Here is a 22559-nt window from a genome sequence, read left to right as displayed (position 1 = left end):
TAATTCGCAAGCGTGTAATACGCTTGCGTACTATATACTGGCCTCATTATGTCGGCGGCGCAGACGCACGACGAAGGGCTTACTCCGATCATGACCGACACGACGAACGGCGGTGACACGGGCGATCGGCTTTCCGGCCGCAGCTTCGCCTCGCAGGTGTCGGTGATCCTCAAGCTGCTGCGGAAGCGTTTCGACGCGCGCGCACGCAGCATCATGCTGTCCGAAGGCAAGCCGCTGACGCGCGCGCAGTGGCGGGTGCTGGCCGCGATCCATCTGCGCGAAGGCGCGACCCAGCGCGAGGTATCGGAGACGCTCGATATCGGCACGGTCGCCACCGGACAGACGATCGACCGGCTCGAGGAGGCGGGGTGGATCGAACGTCGCGCGGACCCGGCGGATCGGCGGGTGCGGCGGCTGTATCTCAAGCCGCCGGCGATGCCGGTGCTCGAACGTCTCGGCTTGCTCGGCGACCGTGAGGAGCAGGCGGCGATGATCGGCATCGCGAGCGCGGACATGCAGCGACTGTCGGCGCTGCTGGAGACGATCATCGACAATCTCGGTCGGGAGATCGATGCCGAACCCTGATCCGGCCGATCGCCGCGGGGAACGCTACCGCCGCAGGGGTGCGTCCTGCACTTCCAGCCGCAGATAGTCCCACACCACGCCGCTTTGCAGGCTACCGGCGGGGACGGTGAAGGTCATGCTGTTCTCCCCGGCCTTGAGCAACGCCGCGTCGAAACGCAGCGTGCGCTGCTGCCACAGCCCCTTGTCGGTGTTGTAGCGGATCGCGTTGGTCTGGAGCATGCGCGCATTGTCGGCATCTTTGCCGTCGCCGATCGCGCCGACATCGTGGCCGTTGACCGCCACCGGCAGTTGCCCGTTCATCCCGTCCTCGCCCGCGAGCGCCACGCGCAGCGCCGCCGTGCCGCTGATCGGCGCGTCGAGGTGGAATTTGACTGTCCACACCGTCTCCCGGCCCTGTCCATAGCGCCGCCACGGGCCGGTCTGGTCGGTCTGCGGATACTGCGCCAGCGACTCCGCCCTGACCCAGCCGAAGCGCTGGTTGGCGGGGTCTTTCGCGTCACGGTTGACGAACGACAGGTCGGTCGCGTGCGGCACCTGCATGAAGAACCAGTCGCGCTTCGGGTCGCTCTTGCCGATCGTATAGGTGATGTCGTGCGGGAACAGCAAAGCGTAGCGCAGGTTCCAGCCCCACAGCCACCAGTTCGCCGCGTCGCCCTTGAAGAACTCGCTGGCGGTGCGGTTGGGATAGCCGATCTCCCAAAGCTGCCGCCCGTTGCGCACCGGCTTCCACACCAGTGTGCCGAGATCGAGCGTCTTGCCCGCTTCGACCGTCACGTCCGCCCGGGCATAGTCGCCGAGCACGCCATCGGCATAAGCGTGGAGCGTGTAGCGGCCGGGACGCACCTTGGTGATCGCGAAGCGACCGTCCGCGCTGCCGTCGTTGAAGAACTGATAGCCCTTGGCGTCGTGCAGCCACGCGTCCGGCCCGGTGAACAGCGCCGGCACGCGCGCGTCGGCGGGCGGGGTGGCGTTCGCATCGACCGGCGGGGCGAGCCCGACGACGAGGTTGGGCAAGCTGCGCGGCTGGCCGGCGGGGGCGAGCGGATCGTTCAGGACCAGCCGACCGGTGACGCTGCCGCGCTGCTCGGCGGGCGTGTAGCCGGGGTCTTTCGTCCACGCATACGGCCACTTCGTCCGCTCCCTGCCGGCCTGCGCGAGCGCGTCACGCCACAGCGCGTTGGCGTTGGCGGCCCAGCTTGCCGGCACGGTCGGATCGCCCGCGGTGGCGGCGAGCGTCTTTACTTCGGCGTCCGAAGTCGGCGCGGGAGGATCGAGCCCGTTTACGTACACGAAGATCGGCCCGATCACCTTGTGCCATGCCTCGCCCGCCGCGAGCCGGGTCGCCGCGCCCGCGTAATGGCCGCTGTGCCAGTAATCGAGGATGATCGGGTCGGGATCGTTGTTGGCGTCGAAATGCGCGCCGAGATCGATGCGGAACGGGCCGCCGCTTAGATATTCGGTGCTCGGGTTGATGAACCACACGCCGACATGATCCTTCGTGCTCGACCAGCCGTAGGCGGGCGTGCGGTACGCCATGTTGGCGTAGCTGTATTTGTGCTCGACCGAGTTCTTGTAGATGCCCTGGGCGAGGATGCGCTGTTCCTTGGCGTGGACGACGACGCCGCTGCCCCAGTCCGCCGGTGCGGCCTCCAGCATGTTGCGATCCTTGTCGACCGTGAGCCAGTCGAAATCGTGGCTGAGCCGCGTGATGAACCGGTCCTCCGCGCCGGTGCCGCCGGCGGGGTAAGCGGCGGGGTGATCGTAGATCGCATAGACGTAGATGCCGCTGTCGCCGCGCCCGAGCGCATAGCGGATCTCCATGTCGGCCTGCGCGCCGCCACCGGGGGCGTGGGGCGTCAGCGTATAGCTGCCGTCGGTGATGCCCTTGATCGACACCTCCGCGCGTTCACCGCCGTCCGCGGGGTCGATGGTGATGCGGTTGGTGAGGTGTGGCGCGCCATCGGGCGTATGCTCCCAACTGCCGCCGTTGCCGCTCAGCAGCTCCTTGCCGCGATATCGCAGCGACGGCATGAAGCCGGTGTTCTTGCGGATCGTCGCGCGCACAATGCCGTTGTCGAGCGTCCACGAATCGCCATTGTCGGTGACGGTTACGGCGGCCGGCACAGGTGCGGCGGCGCGTGCCGGGCCGGCCGCCGCGAGGACGGCACAAGCGGCAAGGGCAACGGGGATGCGGTGTCGCGTCATGTCAGGCTCCCGGAAGTTCGGCGGTCGAACCGCTCTCGTGATGATCGGTCAGAACAGTTTGCGGATCGACAGCGCGATCGTGCGCCCGAGCGGATCGGCATAGGCGGGCTGATAGGCGAGCGGGGTCTGCCCCTGCGCGTCGGTCACCCGCTGGCGCGTGTCGAACAGGTTGGTGAGCGCGAGCGTGACGCGCGTGCCGTTCGCCCATTTCGCCTTGGGCATGCGCTGTTGCAGGTTGATGAAGCCGCGCAGGTTGAACGTCGCGAGCGATCCGAAGTGCAGCGTGCCGGTGCCCGTCGCCGTCGCCGCGCCCGAAACGCTGGCGGCGCTCTGCCACTGGCCGGTCAGCCGCCAGCCGACGCCGTTGTCGCTGACCCCGGCGTTGAACTGGATCTGGTGGCGCGGCTGCGCGCCGCCACCGAGCGTCCCGCCGCCGAGCAGGTCGATCACCGGCGTGCCGGGGCGGATCTGCACCGTGTCCGCGAAGATCCAGCTATGGTAAACGGTCACTTCCAGCCGAGCGCTGTTGTCGAGCCCGGCGCCGCGTCCGCCACGACCGCCGCCACCGCCACCGCCACCGCCACCGCGCCCGCCGCCGCCGAAACCGCCCCCGCCAAAGCCGCGCCCGTCGCCGAAGCCGCGCCCGCCGAACCCACGCCCGCCGCCGAAGCCGCGCCGGCCACCGCCGAACCCGCCGCCCGATGCGCCGGAGCCGGTGTCACGCTCGCCCTGTACGACGATGTCGCCCGGCGTGCCGTCCGGATTGGTGGTCGGCGTCGCACTGGGGGCGGCGGGCTCGCCGCTCGCCCCGGGCGGCGGCGTGTCGCCAGCGCCAGGCGGTGGCGGCGCATCGTCGGGCCGTGCCCGCTCGCGCCAGGTGCCGTTGAAGCGGCGCGGCGGCCGTCTGGGCTTGCGCAGCACCTGGACGAAATCGAACCCCCAGCGAAGCTGGCGCTCCTCCTGGAAGGCGAAGTTGGTCGGGCGCGCATCGACGGCGGTGAGATCGCCCGCCGCGTCGCGCGTGAAGCGGTCGGGGAACGCCGCCTCGAGGCTCGCGCTGACGCCGGGGAACGACCCGATCGGATTGCGCACGCGGGCATCGACGTAATTGGCGGTAATGGTGAGGTCGATCTTGCCGAACGGCTTGAACGTGCCGCCGACCTTTACCTGCCGCCGGTCGTCGGCGCTGAGCGCGGGATTGCCGCCCGACAGCCGCGTCACGGTGGCGGTGGTGCCGGTCACATAATCGAACACGCGCACGTTGGCGGTGGTGATCGCCGGGCTGTCGAGCTGCTGCAAGGTCGGCGCGCGCTGGCTGCCGGCGACCGCGGCGATCAGCGACACCGCCTTCACCGGCGTCCAGTTGAGCCCATAGCCATAGCCTTTGAGCGTGGTAAAATCGGACACCGCATTTCGCGAGACGTTGGCGTTGGCGGTGAGCGTGCCGAGCCCTTTGAGGAAGGTCTTGCTCGCGATCGGCACGTCGATGCTCGCCAGCACGTCGCCGGTCGAGCGACCGAGCGCGAGCGTCGGCACCGGCGTCACCCCGATCGTCCCCGCGCTGGTGCTGCTGGTCGATCCGCCGACGCGCAGGCTCACCCGCAACGGCCCCGCCGGCACCTTGAACAGCGGGCCGGTGAGCAACGCAGAGGCGTTGCCCGTGTCGCTGCGGCTGCGCGCGTCGCTGTAGAGCAGCGGGCCGAGCAGCGCCGCCGATGTCGCGCCATAGGGGCTGACGGTGGGATCGTCCGCATCGAGCGCGGCCTGATAGGTGGCGAGATCATAGCCGCGCGCGGTGTTCGTATCGGCCTCGTTGTGATCGTAGCCGCCGATCACCGAGACGCGCCACTTCGGCGTCAGATCGACATTGAGCGTCGCGCCGCCATGGACGGAGGTGGTGTCGCCGCGCTGGTCGAGCGGCACCGTCCCGAACGCGCGCGCGACGCCGACGGTCTGCGCGAACGGCGAATAGGGGTTGCCCTGCGGCAGCAGCAGCGTGCCGGTCGGCAGCCCCTGTTGGGATGCGCTGGTGGTGTAGGCGGCCTGAAGGTTGAACGATGTGGTGACGGTGCGCGACAGCGCATGCGCGAGCACGGCGTTGATCGAGTAGCTGCGCGTGCTCGGCCGCAGCGTGCGCAGCGCGGTATCGTCGGTGACGTTGACTTTGCCCGCGCGCGCGGCGATGTCGGCGAGCGTCGGCGCACCCACGCCCGACACGCCCGCGATCGTCGCAGGCGTGCCCGCCAATGCGCTCAGCGCCGGGTCGATCTCGCCGCCGCGTGGAGCGACGATGTTGCCGATGCTGTCGAACGACCGTGTCGGGTCGGGCAGGATGCCGCGCTGATCCTCAAAGATCGCCAGCGCCCCGCTCGCGCGCGCGGCGATGTTGAGCCGGTCGTTGTCGTGGATGCGGGTGATGGTCGCGTCGCCGTTCCACGACTGCCCGCCGCCTGCGGTCGCCATGCCGCCCCCTGCGTTGAACACCAGCGAGCGGAAGCGGCGGCGCAGGATGATGTTGACGACCTTCTGCTCGGCCGAATAGCCGTATTTGAGCGCGACCTCCTCAGGGAGAATGTCGACGCGCAGGATCGACTCGGTCGGCAGATCGCCGACCTCGTTAACGCCCGAGATGCGGCGGCCGTTGACCAGCACGATCGGCGCGCCGTCGCCCTGCGCGCTGCCGGTCTGGAGCGCGATCTGGTCGAGCAATTCGGAGATCGTGCCGACCCCGTAGGAGGCGATCTCGCGCGGCCCCAGTTGATGTTCGGGCGGAATGTCGCCGATCACCGCCCCGGGCAGCGCGCGCCCGGTGACGACGATATCCTGCACGTCCTCATCCGCCGCCGGTGCGGACTTTGCGGCGGGGGTCGACGGGGCAGGGGCGGCGTGCGGCTGCTGCGCCCCGGCCCGGCCGGCGAGCGGCGCGATCCCAAGTATCAGGACGATCTTGCAGATATCGCGCATGTCCCCTCCGGTGCGCGGAGGTGCTTCGCGGCGGGTACGGTGTCAAACCAACATTTGTCGCAAATCGTGTCAGGGGCGCGTGTCAGGGGGCGCCCCGGTGATCTTGAAAGCGCGCAGCGGGTCCGCCATCTGCTGCGCGGTTCAACCTTGGAGATCACTGGAGACCGCATGACGACGACCGAAGCCGCGCCGCAATCCCGTTCCTTCGAGGCCGATGTCGCCAAGCTGCTGCACATGATGGTGCACTCGGTCTATTCGGACAAGGACGTGTTCCTGCGCGAACTGATCTCGAACGCGGCGGACGCGTGCGAGAAGCTGCGCTACGAGGGGCTGAGCGACGCCGCGCTGCTCGGCGAGGACGGCCAGCCGCGCATCACCGTGGTGCTCGACGCCGAAGCGAAGCGGCTGACGATCGAGGACAACGGCATCGGCATGAGCGAGGCCGAGATGACCGACGCGCTCGGCACGATCGCGCGTTCGGGCACCAAGGCGTTCATGGACCGGATCGCCGGCGCAAAGGAGGCCGAGGGCAGTCACCTGATCGGCCAGTTCGGCGTGGGCTTCTATTCGGCGTTCATGGTCGCGGACCGGGTCGAGGTCGTCTCGCGCCGCGCCGGTTCGGACAGCGCCGCGGCGTGGTCGTCTGATGGTCTCGGCACCTACACGATCCAGCCGGTCGATGTGGGGGAAGCGCCCGCGCGGGGCACGCGCGTGCTGCTCCACCTCAAGGACGACGCGACCAGTTACACCGAAGCCTTCGCGGTCGAGCGGATCATCAAGAACCAGTCGGGCCATGTGCCCGTGCCGATCTTCCTCAAGGACACGCCCGAGGCCGAACCGCGCCAGATCGCCGAGGGCGCGGCGCTGTGGACCCGCCCCAAGGCCGAGATCACGCCCGAGGCCTATCAGGATTTCTACCGCAGCGTCGCCGGCCAGTTCGACGCGCCTGCGCTGACGCTCCACTACCGGGCGGAGGGGCTGCACGAATATACCGTGCTGGCGTTCATTCCCGAGACCAAGCCGTTCGACCTGTTCGATCCCGATCGTGCCGGGCGGATGAAGCTCTACGTCCGCCGCGTGTTCATCACCGAGGAAGCGCAACTGCTGCCGCGTTACCTGCGCTTCGTGCGCGGGCTGGTCGATTCGAGCGACCTGCCGCTCAACCTCTCGCGCGAGATGATCCAGGAAAGCCCGGTGCTCGCCGCGATCCAGAAGGGTGTCGCCAACCGCATCCTGTCCGAACTGGAGAAGCTGTCGACGAACGACACCGAGCGCTATCTGACGCTGTGGGACACGTTCGGCGCGGTGCTGAAGGAGGGGCTGTACGAGGATTACGCACGGCGCGAGACGCTGCTCGGGCTCGCGCGCTTCAAGACCACCGCCGGAGACGGCTGGCGCTCGCTCAAGGACTATGTCGGCGCGCTCAAGGACAATCAGACCGCCATCTACTACGCCACCGGCGGCGATCTGGAGCGGCTCGCCACCTCGCCGCAGCTCGAAGGCTTCCGCGCACGCGGGATCGAGGTGCTGCTGCTCACCGATCAGGTTGACAGCTTCTGGGCGGCGTCCGGCATCGACTATGAGGGCAAGCCGTTCAAGTCGATCACGCAGGGGCTCGCCGATCTCAGCCTGATCCCGCTCGCCGATGGCGCGACGCCGGCGGCGGCCGCGTCGGAGGCGGTCGGCGGCTTCATCGCCTTCGTCAAGGAGACGCTCGGCGACGCGGTGTCCGACGTGCGCGCGTCCGACCGGCTGACCGAGAGCGCGGTCTGCCTGGTCGCGCCCGAACATGGCATGGACCGGCAGCTCGAGAAGCTGCTTGCCGGGGCGGGGCGATTGGACGCTGCCGCCAAGCCGGTGCTGGAGATCAACCCGCAGCACCCGCTCATCGAAAAGCTGAGCGCGGCGGGCGCGGCGGAGGCGGACGCGCGCGCGGACGCCGCGCACCTGCTGTTCGACGAGGCGCGGATCGCCGATGGCGAACTGCCGGTCGATCCCCGCGCCTTCTCGGCTCGGCTGACCCGATTGCTCGAACGCGGTCTGCGCTGAACGGGCGAACCGGCTCCGCCGGTGCTCAGTCGAGCTTCAGCCTGAACCCGGCGGTGGCGGTAAGCGGCTTGCCGTACAGCGGCGCGGTGAAGCCGTCGTTGGTGCCGATGTAGCGCCGGTCGAACAGGTTCTCGATCTGGACGAAGCTCTCCAGACCGTGCCCGAGCGGCGCGCTGGCGGCGAAATCGGCGACGAAATGCGCGTCAGTGCGGTAGATCGCGTCCGGGTCGCCGTTGGTGCGCGACAGGTAGCGCACGCGCGGCGACAGCCTGATGCCGCGCGGCCCGGTCCAGTCGAGGCCGGCCGCGACGCGGTGCCTCGGGACGCCCGGCTGCTGCACGCCCACGCTCGCGGGGTCTTCGGGGTTCCGCGTGACGATCGAATCCGCATAGGTATAGGCCAGCGTACCCCGAAGCGCGGCGCTCGGGTGCCAGGACAGTTCCGCTTCGACGCCCCGGCTGCGCGCCCGGCCGGCGTTGATGAGCCGCGCGCCGATATCGAACCCCGCCGGCAGCATGTCCGGCTCAAGATACTGGTAGGTTAGGAAATCGGAGATGCGGCTCGCATAGGCGGTCGCCTGGAAACGGAAGGCCCCGCGCTCGACGTCGAAGCCGGCCTCCGCCCCCTCCAGCGTCTCCGGCTTGAGCGCGGCGTTGCCGTAAAGGATATAGCCGGGCACCGACGCGCCCCGGTACAGATTGTCGAGCGTCGGCGCGCGAAACGCGCGATACGCCGCCGCGCGTAGTGCGACACCGCCGGGCAGTTGATAGCGGAGCGACAGGCGCGGATCCATGTCGCTGTCGTGACGGCGCGGCACCTGCGCGCCGAGCCCGCCCGGCGTATCGTCACGCCCGTTGTAGCTGTAGAAATCCTGGTAACGTACGCTCAGCAGCACTTGCAGCCGCTCGAGCGGGCGCACGTCGGCCTGCACGAAGCCGCCGAGGAAGCGCTGGTCGCCCGCGCCCGCGTCGATGCGAAGCTGCGTGCCGCTCTCGGCGAAGATGCGCGCGGTGTCGCTACCGGAAATGCCGTGGTAATCCGCGCCGGCGGTCAGCGTGTGGAGCAGGCCGGTGAACGTCTGCGTCCAGATCAGCGATGCGCCCCAGTCGTTGACGCGGGTGCGGTGGCTGTTCTGGACATATTCGGCGTCATACGCGCCCGCGCCATCGGGCGTGCCGGTGTTGTTGGTCACGAAGCGGCCGTCAGTATGGAAGGCGGTGAGATCGACTGAGGTGCGCGCGTTCGGCGTCCACGTCAGCGTGCCCGTATAGCGCCGGTTGCGCTGCGTGTTGGTGTTGAGCCGGGTGAGGAAGGTCTGATCGTTGTCGTAGGTGCTGATCCGTGCGCGCGCGGTAAGGTCGGGCGCGAGCCGCGCGTTGCCCGACAGCGCAAGCGTACGCGCGGTGAACGACGTCGGCACGGTGATCGCGCCGCGTGCGCTCTCGATCTGTTCGACATAGCCGTCGCTGTGGTTGATGCCCGCATCGAGGCCGATGCCGAACCCGTCGCCGGCCAGCGCGGCATGGCCGTCGGCGCGGTAGCTGCCGCGACTGCCGCCGGCGGCCTCGGCGACGAGGCCGGTCTTGTCGATCGGCCGGGTGAGGATGTTGATGACCCCGCCCATCGCATAATTGCCCCACAAGGGCGCGCCGCCGCCGCGCACCACCTCGACCCGGTCGATCGTCTCCAGCGGCACTTCGCTCCACTGGACATAGCCGAAGAACGGATCGTTGATCGGCACGCCGTCGAGCAGGACGAGCGAGCGGATGCCGCTGAGGCCGCGCATCGAGACGATCGTGTTGGTGGGGTGCTGCTCGTCGGTGCCGGCAATCGGCAGATCGACCGAGGGCACGCGCCGCAACACGTCGTCGATCGTCCGCGCGGGCGTGCCCGCGATATCGGCGGCGGTGACGACGCTGACGCTTGCCGGCACGTCGGCGAGCGGCAGCGCGGAGCGGGTGGCGGTGACGACGATATCGCGCGCCGGGGCGGGCGGGGCCGCGTCCTGCGCGTGGGCGTGCGCGGAGAGCAGGATGCAGGGCAAAGCGGTGCCCGCGAAAAGACAGGATCGTAACATCGTAAGGATCGCCTGTGACCGGCCCGCGGCGGAGGCCACGGGCATGGGGATACGCGCGCGCCGGAGGGTCCGGTACGCAGTCGAATCGGTCAGCGGGCCGGCGGTCCGCGCAGCGGTGGGCGGAAGCGGGTGTATTGGGATAGGCCCGGCGCGATTGCGGGGCGAAGGCCGATCGCCATGACGAAGGCGATGAAGGCGACGAGCAGGACGGGGTCGACTGCGCTCAGCGCGGCGGCCGAAAGGCTGGCGAAGGTACACGGCATGTCGGGTTTGCCGTGATCGGATCTGCCATGGTCGGGCATCGTGCCGTGCAGGCCGGGCATCGGCATCATCGCCGCAGGTGCGGTGCCGGGACAGATCGTGATGGCGAAGTGGCCGCGCGCCTTGTCGATCATATAGCCGGCGGGAACCACCAGCTTCAGCAACAGCGCCGCCGCGCAGATCAGCAGCGCGAGATGTCGCTGCATCAGAAGAGGGCGAAAGGCGGACACCGCTTGGGATTACTCCAGCGTTCGCCGCAAGTCATGTGGGGAGCGGCCCGAAGGCGGCGGACCCAGTCCGCCGCGCCCCGGGCCGCGCCGCCCGTTTGAGCTTAGAAGTGCGTGATGACGCCAAGCTTCGGGGTGAAGCTGTGGAAAGCGCCGAACGTGTCGACTTCGCCGCGGATGCGGAAGCCGGCGTTGCCGGTGATGCCCTTCAGGCCGATGTCCTTCGGACCGACTTCGAAGCCGATGCCGTAGTCCATGCCGTCATGCGTCTTGTCGTTGCGGTTGCCGCTAACGAAGGGCGCGTAATGGTCGAAGTTGACCCACTTGTAGCCGACCTTGCCGAAGAACAGGCCGCTGTCACCAGCGCGCACGCCGAAACGGCCTGCGCCGCCATATTCCCAGTCGATGTTGCCGGTGAAGCCCTTGGCGACGGTGCCTTCCGCGCCGACGAACACCGGGCCGAGCGGCACGTTGAAGCCGACCACGCCCTCGACCAAGCCACCGGTGAGGCGGTAGTTGTTGCGCAGCGACCCGTTCGCGTTCAGCGCCTGCGGGATGCCGTGGTTCGGCTGGTTGTCGAACGACTCATAGCTGCCCATCACGCCGAAATACGGCTCGATCCCAAAGGCCTTGCTGCCATCCGGCGCCTGCGGTGCGCTATCGGTCGACTGAGCGGGTGCGGTATCCTGCGCGAACGCGGGAGCTGCGGCGAAAGCGGCGATAGCGGCGACGGCCAGAAGTGTTTTGCGCATAAAGAAAACCTTATTCTTCTACAGTTTGACGGACGTTGTTGCCGTATGGCCGCCCTAGGCCGAGAGAACACGGGGCGCGCGATAATGTTGCAACGCGGCGGGTTTGTTCCGAACCTTTTCCCCAATCTGTCACATTTGTGCAACGGTCGGGCGGCGGCGCGAGCCGCCGCCCGACCAGCCATCACAGCGTCGCGACTTTGAGGACGAAGCGGATGTTGCGACCGGGCATCACCACGTCGTCCTTGTTGAGCGCGGCGGCGTTGCGTTGCACGTCGTTGGTGAGGTTCTGGCCGACCACCGACAGCTCGACCCCCGGATAGGCGCGGAACGGCCGTACCGAAACGTGCGCGTTGAGCGCGTTGAAACCCGGTGTCGCGGTGTCGAACGCACCGAATTTGTCCTGACGGCCCGAATGGAGCAGCAGGAAGCCGAGGTCGAACGCGGTGCTGGTCCATGTCAGCCCGCCGCCATAGCGATAGGGCGGGATGCGCGGCACGTTGCCGCCGTTGTCGAGCGTCGCGCGCGTGTAATCCGCGATCGCGCGCGCCTCCAGCGTGGCGGTGCCGGTCTTGAGGAAGGCATAGTTCGCCTCGCCCTCCAGCCCGCGGAACCGCGCGCCCTGCTGGCGGTAGAACAGCTCCTTGAGATCGCCGTCGCCACCGTCCGCGCAGACGCCGTCGTCGTCGCAGGTCCGCCCGGTCAGGTCGCCGTAGATATAGTTGCGGAACCAGGTGCTGTAGGCGCTGCCTTCGAAGCGGAAGTCGCCGCTGTTGAAGCGCAGCGTGCCCTCGATCGAATTGGCGCGCTCGATCTTGAGCGTCGGATCACCCGTCTCGAACGTGTTGGGGCCATCATGCCCGCCGCGCGCGAACAGTTCGGTGATGGCGGGGGCGCGGCCGGTGCTCGAGAAATTCAGGCCGAGCTTCACGCCCGCGCCGGCATCGAACAGCGCGCCGATCGCACCGCTGAGCGGGGTGTAGCCGACCCGCGTGAACACGTCGGAGACGGGTGTGCCGGTGACATGGACATGCTCGACGCGCCCGCTCGCCTGCACCTTCAGCCCCTTGGCGACCTGCGTCTCGGTGAAGATGTAGCCGGCTTCGGACTGGGTCTCGGTCGGGAACAGATAGGTGCTGTCCTCGCCGATCGCCTGGAACTTGCGGTTCTGCACCTCGACGCCGAGCGCGGTCGAATCGACGAAGCCGAGCTTGCCGAACAGCAATTCGGCGCGGCCGTCGAACTCCTTGTTGCGGAACGTGGTGATGACGGTGCCGTCGGGATCGTCCTCGCTATGCGTGTAGTCCGCATAGCTGCCGTCCAGCGTGAGCGTACGCACCGCGCCGGTGCCGAGTTCGAACGCCGATTTGGTGATGATCTTGGTCTGGCGCATGTCGATATAGGTGGTGTCGCTCGGGATGCCGTATTGCGCATTGTACTGGATGATCGCCGCGCCAACGTGGCTCGCCTTGTCCGGCCCGAAGAAATACGAGGCGCCGACCGTCTCGCCATAGCCGCGGAAGAAGGAGTTCGGCTGGGTGCCGTCGGGCGTGTCGTAATCATCGGTGTGGCGGTAGAAGCCGTCGACATGCACCGCGATGTCGCCCGCGCGCCCGTCCATCAGTGCCGAGCCCTCGCCGGTATTGGCGGCGGTGCCGTAGCTGCCGACCAGTTCGCCGCTGAGCGGCTGGGCGGGCAGCGACAAAGGCACGCGGTTGTTGATCGCATTGACGACGCCGCCGATCGCCTGGCTGCCGTAGCGCAGGGTCGCGGCACCACGCACCACCTCGATGCTGCGCGCCGACAGCGGATCGATCGGGATGCCGTGATCGGGCCCGACGTCCGACACGTCCGAGCTGCTCACCCCGTCTTCGAGGATGCGCACGCGCGTCGCGTCCATGCCGCGGATGATCGGACGGCTCGCGCCCGCAGCGAAACCGGTCGCGGAGATGCCCGGCACGGTTGCGAGCGAATCGGCGATGCTCGACCCGCCCGATTGCAGGATCTGCTGGCGGTCGACCTTGGCGACGATGGTCGGCACGTCGTCGCGCGAGAGCGCGAACGGTGAGGCGGTGACAACGATGTCGCGCGGCAGCGGCGGTACGGACGCATCGGTGTGCGCGGTGGTGTGATCGTGAACCGGCGTGTCGCTCTGGGCGAGGGCGGCGGCGGGCGAGAGCACGGCAAGAGCCGCGCCCGCAAGGAGGACGTGTCGCATCGGGAAAACTCCAAGAACCTTTGGCGGCGCCGATCTGACAGCCGGCGGCCGGTGCGCGCGGGCGGTCGCCGCGCGCGCGTTGCTATGACGGAAAGGCTGGAGCGCGTGGCGGGCCGCGACTGTGCCATGCGTGCGACCGCTGGCGGGGCAACGCGAGCAAGCCGACCGACACGCCATACCAGGCAAGCGCCGAAACCGGCACCGCGAAGGTGACGGGCGGCGCGGGAAGGTAGGCGGCGGCGACCGACAGTTGCTGGCAGAGCGGGCAGCTTTCCGGCGCGATCGGCCGGCGCTGGTGCGTGGGCAGGCGATGTGCGCTTTCGCCGCGCGCGGCGGAGGCGCCGACCGGCAGGTGCGCGTGCGTCGCCGCGACATAGCCCTGCCACGACAGCGCGAGGAGCAGGACGAACAGCAGCGCCGCGCGTATGCGGCCGCTCACCGTCTGTCTCGCCATGTCCGCCGCACCCGCCATCCGGCAGCGCCTAGCGCAGAGATTTATATGTTACAACATATCAGTTTCGGCATCACCCTGCCGCCATACCTTCGGCAGCGCGCAGCGGCGTCTGGTCGAAGGACACGGGCTTGCCCGTCTCGCCGTACAGCACCGCCGTCAGGGGAACGCGCAGCACGCCCGCGCCGACGCGCACGACGACGCTCGTCGCACGAACGCTGCCGCTCCGCGCGAACACTGGCCCGGACACCCAGCGCAGTTCCGTCACCACGCTGTGCCCGGCGGCGAGCCGTACCGGCAGCATCACCGGGCCGGGATGCATGCCGATCGGCGCACGCCGGCTGGCGGGCAGCGGTCTGCCACGCGCATCGAGAAAGGCGATCGCCGGCAGCGCGGGCAGCGTGCAGTCCGGCCCGGCGTTGCGGATGGTGAGCGCGGTGCCTGCGTGCGACATACCGTTGAAGTCGCCGTCACGCCCGTCGACCGATGCGTGCAGTTGCGCCGGGCGGCAGGGTGGAGGCGCGACCGGTACGGCCAGAGCATAAGCGGCGATCATCAGCGTGGGCAGCGGCATGACAGGTTCCTCCAATGTCCGTCCTGATCTGCGCGAGAGCGGGTGAATGCCGAGTGACTCGCCCGCGCGGCATCCTGCTCATTGCCTGACACCGGTTTCCACTTTTTTGGGACGGCGTATCAAAATACGGCGAAATCCGTGCGGTTCGGGTTGGCAGGCGCGCGGCTTTGCCGCTATGCCGCAGCAAACGCCCAACCGAGGATCAGCCATGTTCGAGAAAACCTATTACGGCACCCACCCCGACATGATGGAGTGCGTGAGCAACGACGAACTGCGCGATCGCTATCTGATCGACGGCCTGTTCCGCGACGGCGAGTGCGTGCTCAACTACACGCATGCCGAGCGTTTCGTGATCGGCGGTGTCGCGGTGGCTTCGGGTTCGGTCAAGCTGCCCGACCAGACCGAGCCCGCGTCGGCGGCCGGCCATCCGTTCCTCGAACGCCGCGAACTCGCGGTCGTCAACGTCGGCAAGGTCGATGGCACCGTCACCGTCGACGGCGAGACCTTCAGCCTCGGCAACAAGGACTGCCTCTACGTCACGATGGGCGCCAAGGACGTGCAGTTCTCCGGCGACGGCGCGCGTTTCTATCTGGCATCGTGCCCGGCCCACAAGGGCTTCACCACGCGGAAACTGTCGATCGCCGATGCCAACAAGCTCGATCGCGGCAGCCTGGAGGAATCGAACGAGCGCTCGATCTATCAGCTCGTCATCCCGGGCGTGTGCGACAGCGCGCAGCTCGTCATGGGCCTGACCGTGTTGAAGCCCGGCTCGGTGTGGAACACGATGCCGCCGCACATCCACGAGCGCCGCAGCGAGATCTATTTCTACTTCGAACTGGACGATCTCGACAAGGATCGCGTCATGCACTTCATGGGCGAAGGCGAGGCGACCCGCCACATCGTGATGCAGAACGAGGAAGCGGTGATCTCGCCGCCGTGGTCGATCCACATGGGTGCGGGCACCAAGGCCTATGCGTTCATCTGGGCGATGGCCGGTGAGAACCAGGACTATACCGACATGAACGTCCTCGACATCTGCCAGCTCGCATGAGCGCGATGTTCGATCTGACCGGCAAGGTCGCGGTCGTCACCGGTGCCAACACGGGCATCGGTCAGGCGATCGCGCTGGCGCTGGCGCAAGCCGGTGCAGACATCGCCGCGGTCGGCCGCTCGTCGTGCGACGAGACGGTCGCCGCGGTCGAGGCGCTCGGCCGCAAGGCGGTTTTCCTGGCTGCCGATCTGTCGACGATCGCACCGGTCGAGGGCATCGTCGAGCAGGCGATCGCGCAGCTCGGCGGCTTGCACATCCTCGTCAACAACGCCGGCATCATCCGCCGCGCCGACTCGGTCGATTTCACCGAAGCCGACTGGGATGCGGTGATCGACACCAACCTCAAATCGGTGTTCTTCCTGTGCCAGGCGGCGGGCAAGCACATGATTGCGCAAGGTGGTGGCAAGATCATCAACATTGCCTCGATGCTGACCTTCCAGGGCGGCATCCGCGTGCCGAGCTACACCGCGTCCAAGTCGGGCGTGGGCGGGCTCACCAAGCTGCTCGCCAACGAATGGTCGGCCAAGGGCGTCAACGTCAACGCGATCGCGCCCGGCTACATCGAGACCAACAACACGACGGCCTTGCGTGAGGACCAGGATCGCAACGCGTCGATCCTCGGCCGCATCCCGGCCGGGCGCTGGGGCAAGGCGTCGGATCTCGGCGGCGCGGCGGTGTTCCTGTCGTCGTCCGCATCCGACTATGTCGATGGCCACATCCTCGCCGTCGACGGCGGCTGGCTGGCGCGCTGATGGCATCCGCGCCCGCACCGACGCTCGCCTTCTTCGGTGAGCTGCTCGTCCGTCTCTCGCCGCCCGACAAGATGTTGCTGCGCAGCGCGCGCAGCCTCGATCTCGCGGTCGGCGGCGCGGAGGCGAACGTCGCGATCGGGCTGGCCAGTCTCGGCCATGCCACGCGCATGATCAGCCGGCTGCCCGCCAACGCGCTCGGGCAGATGGCGCGATCGGCGTTGATGGATGCGGGCGTGGATTGCGGCCATGTCGAACAGGCCGAGGGGCGGATGGGGCTGTATTTCCTCACCCCCGGCGCCGGCCTGCGCGCTTCCGAAGTAGTGTACGACCGCGCCGGCAGCGTGTTCGCAAAGGCCAGCGCGGACGATTTCGACTGGGATGCGGTGCTGGGCGGCGCGACCCACCTGTTCATGTCGGGCATCACCCCCGCGCTCGGCCCGGTCTCGTCCGATCTGGCGATCGCGGCGGCGCGCGCCGCCAAGGATCGCGGGCTGACGCTGATCTTCGACGGCAATTATCGCGCGCTGCTGTGGGAAGCATGGGACAGCGACCCGCGCGCTACGCTCACCCAGTTGGTCGGCATGGCCGACATGATGTTCGGCAACCACCGCGATATCGCTTTGCTGCTCGGCACGCAGTTCGCCAGCGAGGGCGAGGAACGCCGGCGCGAGGCGGCAGCGGCGCTGTTCGCGGCCTTCCCGAACCTGAAACTGCTCGCCTCCACCGCGCGCCACGTCGAGGCGGCGGATCGCCACCTGCTGTCTGCGCGCGTCGAGACGCCGGGCGCGGTCGCGCAGACCGAGGAGGTCGCGGTATCGGGCATCGTCGACCGGATCGGCGCCGGCGACGCGTTCGCGGCGGGCGTGCTGCACGGCCTGCTCCGCGATGCCGGCGATCTCGACGGCGCGGCCAAGTCGGGCCTCGCGCTGACCGTGCTCAAGCACTCGCTGCCGGGCGACGCCAGCCTGTTCGGACAGAGCGATATCGACGCCTTCCTGTCTGGGCAGTTCGACGTAAGGCGCTGAGCGTCCCGGCGCGGTCGACGGCCGCGCCGGCATCCCGTCACCCGACGAGGATCACGTGCAGAAACCGTGGCCCATGCGCGCCACGGATATACTGACCCTCGATATCGGTCGTGCCGCTCACCCCTGTCACCCAGTAATGCGCGCGGGGTTGCGTGCCCGTCAGCGCGGCGGCTTCGAGATGCGCGGCGATATCGCGCGTCGGCAGCAGCACGATATGGTGGAGCCCAAGGAAGTTGGGCAGCATCGGCGATGCCGACCCGGTTTCGAAAACCAGGGAGCCGGTCTCGGCGATACCGAGCCGCGCGAACGCCAGCACCGCCGGCTCGTTCGCGCTGATCGTGGCGCTCACCGCGAAGCCCGACCAGTCGGCCTCCGCCAGCCGCGGATCGGGCGGCAGAAACGCGGCCGCCGACAAGCCCTGCGCGGCGAGATAGCGCGCCACCGCCTCGGGCGCATCGGCGAGGCTGGCGATCCGGTCGTGGGTCGCGCCGCTCGCCGGCAGCGCCAGCGCGGTGAGGAAGGTGCCGACCAGATCGTTGCCCACCACCGGTCGCACCGGATCGCGCAGCAACGCTTCGGCAGCGCCGGCCGGTGGCGCACCCGTGCCGAGCTTCGCGAGGATATCGTCCCGCGCGCTCATCGTTCACCCTTCGCATAGCGTGCCATGAAGCTCTCGCCCGCCGGTGCGGGCATGTCGCGGTGCGCGGTCCAGCCGCCCGCCATCGGCAATCCCTTGATCCAGCCGCGCCCGAAGCGTCGCATCCCGAAGATCGCCGCGCGCACTGCCGCCCGGTACAGGCGCGGGCGCTGCGCCACCCAGGCCCAGGCGGTGATGCCCTGCCGGACGCTGGCGGGCTCCAGCCCCTCGCGCCAGCTCCGCTCGCGCCAGCCGCGCAGGAGGGTCGGCAGCGGGATCTTGACCGGGCACACCTCCTGGCACTTGCCGTTGAGCGTGCAGGCGCCCGGCAGATCGCGGTTCTTCGCCAGCCCGTCGAGCGCGGGGGTCAGCACCGCGCCCATCGGCCCGGGATAGGTGCCGCCGTAAGCATGACCGCCGATCTGCCGGAACACCACGCAATGGTTCATGCACGCGCCGCAGCGGATGCAGCGCAGCATCTCGGCAAGGCCCTCGTCCCGCATCTTCGCGCGGCCGTTGTCGATCAGCACGATGTGCATCGCCTCGGGGCCATCGAGATCGTCGCTGCGCTTCGGCCCGGTGTAGAAGGTGGTATATTGCGTCAGCGTCGCGCCGGTCGCCGATCGCGCCAGCAGCCGCAGCATCTGCACCGCATGCCCCATCGAGGGGACGAGCTTCTCGATCCCCGCCGTGACGATGTGGACGCGCGGCGGCACCAGCGACAGCTCGGCATTGCCCTCGTTGGTGACGGTGCAGATCGCGCCGGTATCCGCGACGAGGAAGTTCGCCCCCGAAATGCCGACGTCGGCCGCCAGCATCCCGTCGCGCAGGTGGCGCCGCGCGCTTTCGGCCATCGCCGGGATGGTCTCCTCGGTGTGCGGCGCGAGGTGATGCTGCTTGAACAGTTCGGAGACCTGCTCGCTGGTCTTGTGCATCGCCGGCCAGATAATGTGCGACGGGCGCTCGTCGGCAAGCTGGATGATATGTTCGGCAAGATCGGTCTCGATCCGGCCGATACCGGCCTCGGCGAGTGCGTGCGGCAGGCCGATTTCCTCGCCCATCATCGACTTGGAGCGGGCGACCGTCTTCGCGCCCGCGGCCTTGCAGAGGTCGATCACGATCTTGCACGCCTCGTCGGCGGTGCGCGCCCAGTGGACCTGTGCGCCCGCCGCCGTCGCCGCCGCCTCGAACTGTTCGAGGTAGAAGCCGAGATGTTCGACGACATGATCGCGGATCGCCGCGCCGCGCGTGCGCGCCTCTTCGAAATGCGCGAAATTCTGCACGGCGACCGCGCGCTTGGTCTCGGCGGTGCTGGCGGTCCGTTCGATCGCGACCTTGAGCATCGGGTCGGCGAGTGCCGCGTCGACGCGGCGGCTGAACGCGCTCGCGCTCATGCGTCTTCGCCGATCGCGGGGCCGTTGCCCATGCCGGCGATCACCTCGATGGCGTGGAACGCGCGCACGCGCGAGCCTTCGCGGTGGAGCTTGCCCGCCATGTTCATCAGGCAGCCGAGATCCCCCGCCAGCAGCAGGTCCGCCTCGCTGGCGTCGATCGCCTCGGCCTTTTCGGTGACGATCGCGTTCGAGATCGCGGGATATTTCACGCAGAACGTGCCGCCGAAGCCGCAGCACGTCTCCTCGCCCTTGAGCGGCTTCAGCGCGAGGCCCTCGACGCCTTTGAGCAACCGGCGCGGCTGCGCCTTGACGCCGAGTTCGCGCAGGCCCGAGCAACTGTCGTGGTAGGTTGCAGTCGCAGTCAGCGTGGTGTCGGGCCGCCAGCCACGCACCTCGTCGAGATAGGCCATGATCTCGTACGTCTTGGCGGCGATCGCCTCGGCGCGCGGCAACCACGCGGAATCATGCTCGAACAGTTCGGGATAATGCACGCGGATCGTCGCCGCGCAGGAACCGGACGGCACCACCACCGCGTCATGCCCCTCGAGCAGCGCGATGGTGCGCCTGGCGATCGCCATTGCCTCGTCGCGCGCGCCGGAGTTGAGCGCGGGCTGGCCGCAGCAGGTCTGGCCCGCGGGCACGACGACGGTGCAGCCCGCCGCCTCCAGCGTGCGCAAGGCCGCGAAGCCGACTTGCGGGCGGATCAGATCGACCAGACACGTCACGAACAAGGCGACGCGTGGGGAGGGGACAGGGGGTGTCACAGCAATCCGTGATGTTTGGCGAAGGTATTGAACAGTTCGGGCCAAGGCGAGGCGCTGCCGTCGGGCAACGTCAGGCCGAAGCCATGTCCGCCGGCCTCGAACAGATGCGCCTCGGCCGGGATCTTCGTGGCGCGAAGCCCTGCGAGCATCATCAGGCTGTTCTCGACCGGCACGGTCTTGTCGTCGATCGCCTGTGCGAGGAAGGTCGGCGGGGTGGTCGGTTCGATGCCGATGTCGAGCGAATAGGCGCGGCGGCGTTCGTCGGTCGCGTCCTTGCCGAGCAGTTCGACGCGCGAGCCGGTGTGCCCGAACGGATCGGTCATGGTGATGACCGGGTAGATCAAAGCGGCGACGCGCGGGGCAAGCGGCTCACGGTCGATCGCGTCATTCACCGCCTGCGTCGCGACCGACTGGCGCGTGCTCAGCCAGCCGGCGAGATGCCCGCCCGCCGAGAAGCCGATCACGCCGATCCGGTCGGCCGAATAGCCGTACTTGGCGGCGAGCGAGCGCACCATCCGCAGCGCGCGCTGGGCGTCCTGTAGCGGTGCCTCAGGGCCGGCCTTCCAGCCGTCGGCAGGCATGCGGTAGGTGAGCGAGAAGCAGGTATAGCCGTCCTGCGCAAACCGCGCGGCGACGTCGAACCCTTCATGCTGCAACGAATCGAAGCGATAGCCGCCGCCGGGGATGATGAGCAGCGCCGCGCCGTTGGGCTTGGCGGCGCGCTGCACCGTCAGCGTGGGGTCGGTCGTGTGCGCGACGTGAAGCTGGGGCACGCCGGCCTTGTTGGGCGGGCTGGTCTCCTCCTGCTTCACGCCCGCAGGCACGCCGCCGGGCGGGCCACCCGGCCACAGCCTGAGCGTTTCGCCCGGTGCCGGCGTTGCCGCGCGCGCGGCGCCGGCGGCGAGTCCGAGCGCGGCGGTGCCCGCGATCCCGCCCGCGATCAGAGCCCTTCGATCTATCGTCACTGGCATCCCCGATGGCCGAGCGGGGTGGTCCGCGAAAGCTCGGGGCGCTCGGCCAGCACATGTCCCGACAGCGGAAGATTGAGATTCCGCAACGCACCGGCAACCAGATCGGCGATGCGCCGCGCACCCAGTTCGCTGAAATGCGTGTCGTCGTCGATCCCCTTGGGGAAGCCGATCGACGCACCTGCCGGCAGGTGCAGGTAATAGGGGCGCGAGGCCGCCTCGCCGGTCTGGTCGAGCCAGGCGCGCGACAGCGCCTCCAGGTCGATCAGCGGCGTTTGCGTGCTGACGGAGAGCGACCGCATCACCGCCGACCAGTCGGCGAAGTTCGCCTTGGCCTTGCCGTCGGGTCCGAACATATGCTGGCCGACCGGCGTCACCAGCACCGGAATGGCGCGCGCGCCGCGCACCTGCCAGATGAAGCGCAACAGATTGTCGCGATAGTCTGTGGCGGGATCGGCATAGCGCTCGGGCTTGGCCTTGTAGGCGTCGTTATGGCCGAACTGGATCAGCACGACGTCGCCCGGCTGGACGCGCGCCATCAGCCCGTCCCAGCGGCCCTCGCCGATGAACGTCTTGGTGCTGCGCCCCGCCATCGCGAGATCGACCACCTCGGTGCCCGCGTCGAGCCCGCAGGGGAGCATCTGCCCCCAGCCGGTCTGCGGATAGCGATCCTCGCCGTACACCGATGCGGTCGAATCGCTGGCGATCAGGATCTTGCCGAAGCTCGGCAGCACCGGGGTCGGCGCGGGCGCAACCGGCGCCTGGGGTGCGGGCGCCGCGCCGACCAGCAGCGCGGCGGCAGCGGCGGCAAGGGCGGTGCGGCGCCCGCGCATCACTGGAGATTCACGAACAGGCCGCCATCGACCAGCAGCGCCGCACCGGTGACGTATGCCGCCATGTCGGACGCGAGGAACACGATCGGCCCGACCATGTCTTCGGGTTGGCCGAGCCGGCCGAGCGGCACGCGGCCTTCCATCGCCTCGCGCTTCTTGGTGTCGGCAAGGTCTTCCTTGTTGATCTCGGTCAGGATGGTGCCGGGCAGCAGCGAGTTGCAGCGGATCCTGTGCTTGCCGAGCGCGATCGCGGTCGACTGCATCAGCGAATGCACGCCTGCCTTGGTCGGCGTGTAATGCGTCTGATACTCGCCGCCGACCAGCGCCGAGATCGACGACACCGCGACGATCGCGCCGCCACGCCCTTGCGCGACCATCTGGTTCGCGGCGGCCTGCACCATGAAGTAGGCGCCATGCATGTTGACGCGCATGGTTCGCTCGAACGTCTCGACCGGCATGTCGAGGAAGGCGTGGAACGGGCAGATGCCGGCGTTGTTGACCATCACGTCGACCTTGCCGAACTTTTCGACGGCCTTGGCGACGAACTCCTTGGCGGTCTCGGGCAGAGCGACGTCGCCCTTCACCGCGAGGCCGCGCTGGCCGGTGGCTTCGATCGCGGCGATGCACGCTTCGGCATCGTCGTCGCGGCTGTGATAGTTGATGACCACGTCCGCGCCATGCTGCGCCGCGCCGATCGCGGCGGCGCGGCCGATGCCGGTCGATGCGCCGGTGACGAGTACGGTCTTGCCTTCAAGCAGTTTCAAGGGATGTCCTC

General features: G+C 68.7%; 19 protein-coding genes. 5 read left to right on the top strand and 14 right to left on the bottom strand.

The window, feature by feature from the left end; all coding sequences use genetic code 11:
- Window positions 1-90: 90 nt before the first annotated feature.
- Window positions 91-585, top strand: coding sequence for a MarR family winged helix-turn-helix transcriptional regulator (locus AC3ANX_RS17925; protein WP_488334587.1), 495 nt, complete (start codon window positions 91-93; stop codon window positions 583-585).
- Between the two features lie 24 nt (window positions 586-609).
- Here AC3ANX_RS17925 and AC3ANX_RS17920 read toward each other — a convergent pair whose 3' ends face one another.
- Window positions 610-2790: a polysaccharide lyase family protein gene (locus AC3ANX_RS17920; protein WP_488334586.1), complete on the bottom strand. Its 2181-nt coding sequence runs from the start codon at window positions 2788-2790 to the stop codon at window positions 610-612.
- A 48-nt stretch (window positions 2791-2838) separates the two neighbouring features.
- On the bottom strand, window positions 2839-5754 hold the full coding sequence (locus AC3ANX_RS17915) for a TonB-dependent receptor (protein ID WP_488334585.1): 2916 nt from the start codon (window positions 5752-5754) through the stop codon (window positions 2839-2841).
- A gap of 168 nt (window positions 5755-5922) precedes the next feature.
- Between AC3ANX_RS17915 and htpG the strand changes: the two genes are divergently transcribed.
- Entirely contained in the window at window positions 5923-7803 is a 1881-nt protein-coding gene (gene htpG / locus AC3ANX_RS17910) for a molecular chaperone HtpG (RefSeq protein WP_488334584.1), read from the top strand.
- 25 nt (window positions 7804-7828) lie between these two features.
- Here htpG and AC3ANX_RS17905 read toward each other — a convergent pair whose 3' ends face one another.
- The 6 genes from AC3ANX_RS17905 to AC3ANX_RS17880 form a co-directional block, all read right to left on the bottom strand.
- Window positions 7829-9880 carry a TonB-dependent receptor gene (locus AC3ANX_RS17905; protein ID WP_488334583.1) on the bottom strand — a complete coding sequence of 684 codons (2052 nt, stop codon included), beginning with the start codon at window positions 9878-9880 and terminating at the stop codon, window positions 7829-7831.
- Between the two features lie 89 nt (window positions 9881-9969).
- Window positions 9970-10347, bottom strand: a complete 378-nt coding sequence (locus AC3ANX_RS17900) for a hypothetical protein (RefSeq protein ID WP_488334582.1) — start codon at window positions 10345-10347, stop codon at window positions 9970-9972.
- Between the two features lie 125 nt (window positions 10348-10472).
- On the bottom strand, window positions 10473-11120 hold the full coding sequence (locus tag AC3ANX_RS17895) for an outer membrane protein (RefSeq protein ID WP_488334581.1): 648 nt from the start codon (window positions 11118-11120) through the stop codon (window positions 10473-10475).
- A gap of 181 nt (window positions 11121-11301) precedes the next feature.
- Entirely contained in the window at window positions 11302-13335 is a 2034-nt protein-coding gene (locus tag AC3ANX_RS17890) for a TonB-dependent receptor (protein ID WP_488334580.1), read from the bottom strand.
- 82 nt (window positions 13336-13417) lie between these two features.
- On the bottom strand, window positions 13418-13789 hold the full coding sequence (locus AC3ANX_RS17885) for a hypothetical protein (protein WP_488334579.1): 372 nt from the start codon (window positions 13787-13789) through the stop codon (window positions 13418-13420).
- 70 nt (window positions 13790-13859) lie between these two features.
- Window positions 13860-14360: a DUF4232 domain-containing protein gene (locus AC3ANX_RS17880; RefSeq protein WP_488334578.1), complete on the bottom strand. Its 501-nt coding sequence runs from the start codon at window positions 14358-14360 to the stop codon at window positions 13860-13862.
- Window positions 14361-14568: 208 nt separating this feature from the next.
- Between AC3ANX_RS17880 and kduI the strand changes: the two genes are divergently transcribed.
- Genes kduI through AC3ANX_RS17865 form a run of 3 tightly spaced genes read left to right on the top strand, consistent with a single transcriptional unit; the run spans window position 14569 to window position 17188 of the window.
- Window positions 14569-15411 carry a 5-dehydro-4-deoxy-D-glucuronate isomerase gene (gene kduI / locus AC3ANX_RS17875; protein WP_488334577.1) on the top strand — a complete coding sequence of 281 codons (843 nt, stop codon included), beginning with the start codon at window positions 14569-14571 and terminating at the stop codon, window positions 15409-15411.
- Window positions 15408-16163, top strand: a complete 756-nt coding sequence (kduD, locus tag AC3ANX_RS17870; RefSeq protein WP_488334576.1) for a 2-dehydro-3-deoxy-D-gluconate 5-dehydrogenase KduD — start codon at window positions 15408-15410, stop codon at window positions 16161-16163. Before kduI ends, kduD begins: the two co-directional genes overlap by 4 nt.
- Window positions 16163-17188: a PfkB family carbohydrate kinase gene (locus tag AC3ANX_RS17865; RefSeq protein WP_488334575.1), complete on the top strand. Its 1026-nt coding sequence runs from the start codon at window positions 16163-16165 to the stop codon at window positions 17186-17188. The genes kduD and AC3ANX_RS17865 overlap by 1 nt, the downstream gene beginning before the upstream one ends.
- 37 nt (window positions 17189-17225) lie before the next feature.
- Here the strand turns inward: AC3ANX_RS17865 and AC3ANX_RS17860 are convergent, their stop codons facing one another.
- From AC3ANX_RS17860 to lra1, 6 genes are read right to left on the bottom strand one after another with little or no spacing between them, the layout of a single operon-like run.
- A complete protein-coding gene (locus AC3ANX_RS17860) occupies window positions 17226-17828 on the bottom strand; it encodes a LutC/YkgG family protein (protein ID WP_488334574.1) in 603 nt (200 codons plus the stop codon).
- A complete protein-coding gene (locus AC3ANX_RS17855; protein WP_488334573.1) occupies window positions 17825-19219 on the bottom strand; it encodes a lactate utilization protein B in 1395 nt (464 codons plus the stop codon). The genes AC3ANX_RS17860 and AC3ANX_RS17855 overlap by 4 nt, the downstream gene beginning before the upstream one ends.
- Window positions 19216-19983 (bottom strand): (Fe-S)-binding protein, encoded by a 768-nt coding sequence (locus tag AC3ANX_RS17850; protein WP_488334572.1) that lies wholly within the window; start codon window positions 19981-19983, stop codon window positions 19216-19218. The genes AC3ANX_RS17855 and AC3ANX_RS17850 overlap by 4 nt, the downstream gene beginning before the upstream one ends.
- The gene (locus AC3ANX_RS17845) at window positions 19980-20954 is read right to left on the bottom strand and encodes an alpha/beta hydrolase (protein WP_488334571.1); all 975 of its coding nucleotides are present in this window, start codon (window positions 20952-20954) and stop codon (window positions 19980-19982) included. Before AC3ANX_RS17845 ends, AC3ANX_RS17850 begins: the two co-directional genes overlap by 4 nt.
- On the bottom strand, window positions 20945-21784 hold the full coding sequence (locus tag AC3ANX_RS17840) for a rhamnogalacturonan acetylesterase (protein WP_488334570.1): 840 nt from the start codon (window positions 21782-21784) through the stop codon (window positions 20945-20947). The genes AC3ANX_RS17845 and AC3ANX_RS17840 overlap by 10 nt, the downstream gene beginning before the upstream one ends.
- Window positions 21784-22548, bottom strand: a complete 765-nt coding sequence (gene lra1 / locus AC3ANX_RS17835; RefSeq protein ID WP_488334569.1) for an L-rhamnose 1-dehydrogenase Lra1 — start codon at window positions 22546-22548, stop codon at window positions 21784-21786. The genes AC3ANX_RS17840 and lra1 overlap by 1 nt, the downstream gene beginning before the upstream one ends.
- Window positions 22549-22559: the final 11 nt, after the last annotated feature.

It is taken from the genome of Sphingomonas sp. BRN-1R (assembly GCF_057748035.1).
Note: the sequence above shows the minus strand (reverse complement) of the source record. Positions and strands in the feature narration are given on the sequence as shown.

What these genes read in the sequence shown, in the direction of transcription:
- AC3ANX_RS17890 (WP_488334580.1), bottom strand. Translation starts at nt 13,335, where the DNA reads ATGCGACACGTCCTCCTTGCGGGCGCGGCTCTTGCCGTGCTCTCGCCC.
- AC3ANX_RS17915 (WP_488334585.1), bottom strand. Translation starts at nt 5,754, where the DNA reads ATGCGCGATATCTGCAAGATCGTCCTGATACTTGGGATCGCGCCGCTC.
- kduD (WP_488334576.1), top strand. Translation starts at nt 15,408, where the DNA reads ATGAGCGCGATGTTCGATCTGACCGGCAAGGTCGCGGTCGTCACCGGT.
- AC3ANX_RS17860 (WP_488334574.1), bottom strand. Translation starts at nt 17,828, where the DNA reads ATGAGCGCGCGGGACGATATCCTCGCGAAGCTCGGCACGGGTGCGCCA.
- AC3ANX_RS17855 (WP_488334573.1), bottom strand. Translation starts at nt 19,219, where the DNA reads ATGAGCGCGAGCGCGTTCAGCCGCCGCGTCGACGCGGCACTCGCCGAC.
- AC3ANX_RS17840 (WP_488334570.1), bottom strand. Translation starts at nt 21,784, where the DNA reads ATGCGCGGGCGCCGCACCGCCCTTGCCGCCGCTGCCGCCGCGCTGCTG.
- kduI (WP_488334577.1), top strand. Translation starts at nt 14,569, where the DNA reads ATGTTCGAGAAAACCTATTACGGCACCCACCCCGACATGATGGAGTGC.
- AC3ANX_RS17920 (WP_488334586.1), bottom strand. Translation starts at nt 2,790, where the DNA reads ATGACGCGACACCGCATCCCCGTTGCCCTTGCCGCTTGTGCCGTCCTC.
- AC3ANX_RS17925 (WP_488334587.1), top strand. Translation starts at nt 91, where the DNA reads ATGACCGACACGACGAACGGCGGTGACACGGGCGATCGGCTTTCCGGC.
- htpG (WP_488334584.1), top strand. Translation starts at nt 5,923, where the DNA reads ATGACGACGACCGAAGCCGCGCCGCAATCCCGTTCCTTCGAGGCCGAT.
- AC3ANX_RS17895 (WP_488334581.1), bottom strand. Translation starts at nt 11,120, where the DNA reads ATGCGCAAAACACTTCTGGCCGTCGCCGCTATCGCCGCTTTCGCCGCA.
- AC3ANX_RS17880 (WP_488334578.1), bottom strand. Translation starts at nt 14,360, where the DNA reads ATGCCGCTGCCCACGCTGATGATCGCCGCTTATGCTCTGGCCGTACCG.
- AC3ANX_RS17885 (WP_488334579.1), bottom strand. Translation starts at nt 13,789, where the DNA reads ATGGCGAGACAGACGGTGAGCGGCCGCATACGCGCGGCGCTGCTGTTC.
- AC3ANX_RS17865 (WP_488334575.1), top strand. Translation starts at nt 16,163, where the DNA reads ATGGCATCCGCGCCCGCACCGACGCTCGCCTTCTTCGGTGAGCTGCTC.
- AC3ANX_RS17845 (WP_488334571.1), bottom strand. Translation starts at nt 20,954, where the DNA reads ATGCCAGTGACGATAGATCGAAGGGCTCTGATCGCGGGCGGGATCGCG.
- AC3ANX_RS17900 (WP_488334582.1), bottom strand. Translation starts at nt 10,347, where the DNA reads ATGCAGCGACATCTCGCGCTGCTGATCTGCGCGGCGGCGCTGTTGCTG.
- AC3ANX_RS17905 (WP_488334583.1), bottom strand. Translation starts at nt 9,880, where the DNA reads ATGTTACGATCCTGTCTTTTCGCGGGCACCGCTTTGCCCTGCATCCTG.